General features: G+C 39.8%; 5 protein-coding genes. All 5 read left to right on the top strand.

Annotation, left to right across the window (positions count from 1 at the left end):
- The coding region (locus tag LKD48_RS16270; protein ID WP_308732636.1) for an IS66 family transposase at positions 1-810 on the top strand (810 nt) is incomplete at its 5' end.
- Positions 811-1028: 218 nt separating this feature from the next.
- Positions 1029-1844: a hypothetical protein gene (locus LKD48_RS16265; RefSeq protein ID WP_308732635.1), complete on the top strand. Its 816-nt coding sequence runs from the start codon at positions 1029-1031 to the stop codon at positions 1842-1844.
- 35 nt (positions 1845-1879) lie between these two features.
- Entirely contained in the window at positions 1880-2242 is a 363-nt protein-coding gene (locus LKD48_RS16260; protein ID WP_308732634.1) for a hypothetical protein, read from the top strand.
- Positions 2243-2515, top strand: a complete 273-nt coding sequence (locus LKD48_RS16255; protein WP_308732633.1) for an alpha/beta hydrolase — start codon at positions 2243-2245, stop codon at positions 2513-2515. It abuts the gene before it with no gap.
- Positions 2516-2829: 314 nt separating this feature from the next.
- On the top strand, positions 2830-3219 hold the full coding sequence (gene tnpA, locus LKD48_RS16250; protein WP_308732632.1) for an IS66 family insertion sequence element accessory protein TnpA: 390 nt from the start codon (positions 2830-2832) through the stop codon (positions 3217-3219).
- Positions 3220-3298 lie beyond the last annotated feature (79 nt).

The raw sequence follows: 3298 nt of genomic DNA, 5'->3' as shown, positions 1-3298 counted from the left end.
GAACGTCTGAATGAGAAAGATGAAACGATTGCTACCCTTCAAGCAACGATTAAAAATCTTGAGGCAACAGTAAAAATGCTTCAGGAAAACGCAGTTGATCTTAAGGCAACAATCGCAAATCTGACCGAAACACTGAATGAATTCAAAAGAAAGTTTTTTGGAATATCCAGCGAAAAAAGTAAAAAAAAACAAACTGATGAACCTGTTTGTGAAGAAGCCTCCGAGCAGGAATCCGGTATCCCTGTGAAAGAACATACACGTACCAGAAAGAAAAAGGCTAAACGTGATGATCTTTATGCACTCCTTCCGATAGAAGAAGTCTTATGCGATGTTCCACAGCAAGAGCGCCTTTGTCCAGACTGTGGTGCAGAAATGGAACATATGGGATATACCTTTATCCGTGAAGAACTGCGAATTACTCCGGCTAAGGTAGTGCGTGTCCGTTACATGCAGGAAAAGTTGATCTGTCCGGTCTGCCGTGAAGAGGATGATACCACAATCACACAAGCAAAGACCCCAACCGCATTAATGCCGCATAGTCCGGCATCACCGGATATGGTCGCTATGGTTATGTACCAGAAAAGCTTTTTGCATCTGCCTTTCTACCGACAGGAAAAGGACTGGAAAGAAAAAGGAGTTCCACTTCCGCGCGAGACCGCCGCTAACTGGTATAACACATGTGCTTTGGAATACCTGTTACCGATTTATCAGGCGATGCATGTGGAGCTGATCAGCCGATCAGTTATTCATGCAGATGAAGTTCCATGCCAGGTACTTCACATATACTGCGTGCCAGACCCCTGGTACTAAACTGTAAACGCAAAATGAACAAAATATGACTAAAAAGTCGAATGCTGTCGAATTAGTGTCTGTATTAGGCAAAATAAAGCCGTGTGGATAGATTCACACGGTAGCTGCTCAAATCTTCACACACCTCTCCGTGGTGAGCAGCAGGCAACGATCTTATGATCGGCTGAGATGTGAGAAAAGTAACTATCCATTTTGAATAATTAATGGAGAAGCGTATTATGGAATTTCAGACAGATATTTTTGAAGGAGTAGAACCGCCATCAAGCAGTAAATACAATTTGATAGGTACAAAACTTCCGACGAGCCAAGATGTATATTTCGTAAGCAAGTGGCATGAACTTTTTGAACGCTATGAAATGGCGAGAATATTTTTACGCAAAACTGAGGAAGAAAATTGGGATTACTGGTTTAATAAAGTAGATGATGAGGTTGCTCAAAAAGGAATTGAATTAATGTTCAAATCCCAAATGCTTGAAACAGCATTAATAAATTACAATATTTTAGTTGATTTAACATGGACGATGACATATGTTTCAGCAGAATATGTTTTATACAAATTCGACAATGAAGGAAATGTGACTAATGCGGATGAAATCATTGGTATGCATTCGATTGAAAAATCATTGGATATGTTGCGAAAGACAGAAAATGGCGTAAGTACGCCACATGCGGAGGGAAATCCATTTCAGTATCTTAAAGTAATGCGGCCAGAATTTTCTGATGCAATTGATTTAATTGTTGAGTTCTGGAAAGAATTTTCTGAGTCGAAAATCAGAAATATATATAACTATATTAAGCACAAAGGTACTCCTTGCTACAAGGAAATTGAAGCACTGGGAGATACTCGCTTTTTTAACCTTATTATAGGCAAGGAATCATATCCTACAGATATAAGAGATGTGAGAAAAGTTCTTTCAATAGACGAATTAATAGATGAATTGAGAAAATTTGATGACGAAAAATTGTACCCGTATATTACTGGACTGATTGAAAAACTGAAAGTAGCAGTTGATCCATCTCCAATGATAATATAATAGATACTTTCAAGAGGAAATAGAGGTGACAAAGAATGAGTAATCTAGGATGGTATCAATGGATTACCACTGCTTCAAAGAAAGTTGGTGGTCCATTAAATCTTTTAGCAATAATTGGAGGCAGTTGTCTGGCGGTAGGTGGTACAGTGGGAAGCATGATCACAAATAAATACAGAGACATCAAGGAAAAAAAAGAATTAAAAACTTTGGGAACATACTCCGTGACAAAAGATGCAGAAATCAAGAAGATAAAACTGCTTTTGAAAACAGGTGACCAGATTGCCATTCTTGCAGCAGATAATGATACTATCTTAATTGCAAAAAACGAAGATAAAGATAATCCGTATTTCGTGTCTGCTGATTTTTTGATGGCGTGTTCAGATTACAAGGGAAAGTGAGTGAATGTTGCAACAAAAACCTTTGGCTGCTTTGATTTAAATGATGCAGATACATGTGAAGCAGTGTCAAAGACTAGTGTACCAATATTAATTATTCACGGAGATAAAGATATCCGAGCACCTTTATCTATGGCGTACAGAATTTATAACAGTTGTCAAAGCAAAAAAGAGATATATGTAGTTCTTGGAGCAGAGCATACTGAGTGCTATAGAACAGATCCAGAGAAATACGAAAAGACTGTGTCTGAGTTTATTGAAAAAAATCTTCCGTGATAAACTGCTCTGCGCTTTTCAAGGATTTATCGGCCGTGCATCAGCATGGCTACGCTGCTCGAAACTTTGCACACCTCTTCGTGGTGAGCAGCAGGCAACGCTGATATGGCGGCTGAGATGTGAAGAATGGTACACACTAAATGTAAGCGATGAATAACACCCCGGATTCCATATCTGCCTAAACCATGTCATAATTATTGCATGGAGTGGCAAGTCTTCTGTTTCTCAGTTTTGCACTTAGGACCATTTTACTTCAAATCATTTGGAGCCTGTGCTATATCCACTCCAAATAAAATTAGGAGTAAACGACACCTATGACAAAAAGAAAATATCGTACAGATGAGGAGTGGCTTTCTCTGATTCAGGAGTGCCGTTTGAGTGGACTTACGGATAAGCAATGGTGCGAGGCGCATCAAATCTGTCCGAGTAACTTTTATTACCAGATTCAGAAATTCCGCAAGAGAGCCTGTGAAATACCGGAGTCTCATTCAAAAACAACTCTGACTGCACAAAAACATGAAGTTGTTCAAGTTACATTTGAACAGCCGGCTGTATCGGAACATCCGCAGTCCTGTCTATCAAAGGACGCAAAGGCAGATGCAGCAATTCTTGTGCAGATCAATGGCTTTCAGATCGGAATCACAAATGCAGCGTCCGAAAGTGCAATCTTTCATACTCTGTCAGCGCTGCATCGCCTGTGTTAGGCGATCTGTCCGGTGTATCGAAGATCTACCTGATCACCGGCAGGACCGATATGAGAAAAAGCTTCGATGGCTTAATGGC

The organism is Anthropogastromicrobium aceti (assembly GCF_020687335.1).
In the GTDB taxonomy this organism is placed as follows: Bacteria; Bacillota; Clostridia; order Lachnospirales; family Lachnospiraceae; genus Anthropogastromicrobium; species Anthropogastromicrobium aceti.
This window is presented reverse-complemented; position numbering and strand designations above follow the sequence as displayed.

Bases quoted from the DNA above. Each gene is read 5' to 3' on its own strand.
- tnpA (WP_308732632.1), top strand. From the start codon at position 2,830: ATGACAAAAAGAAAATATCGTACAGATGAGGAGTGGCTTTCTCTGATT.
- LKD48_RS16260 (WP_308732634.1), top strand. From the start codon at position 1,880: ATGAGTAATCTAGGATGGTATCAATGGATTACCACTGCTTCAAAGAAA.
- LKD48_RS16265 (WP_308732635.1), top strand. From the start codon at position 1,029: ATGGAATTTCAGACAGATATTTTTGAAGGAGTAGAACCGCCATCAAGC.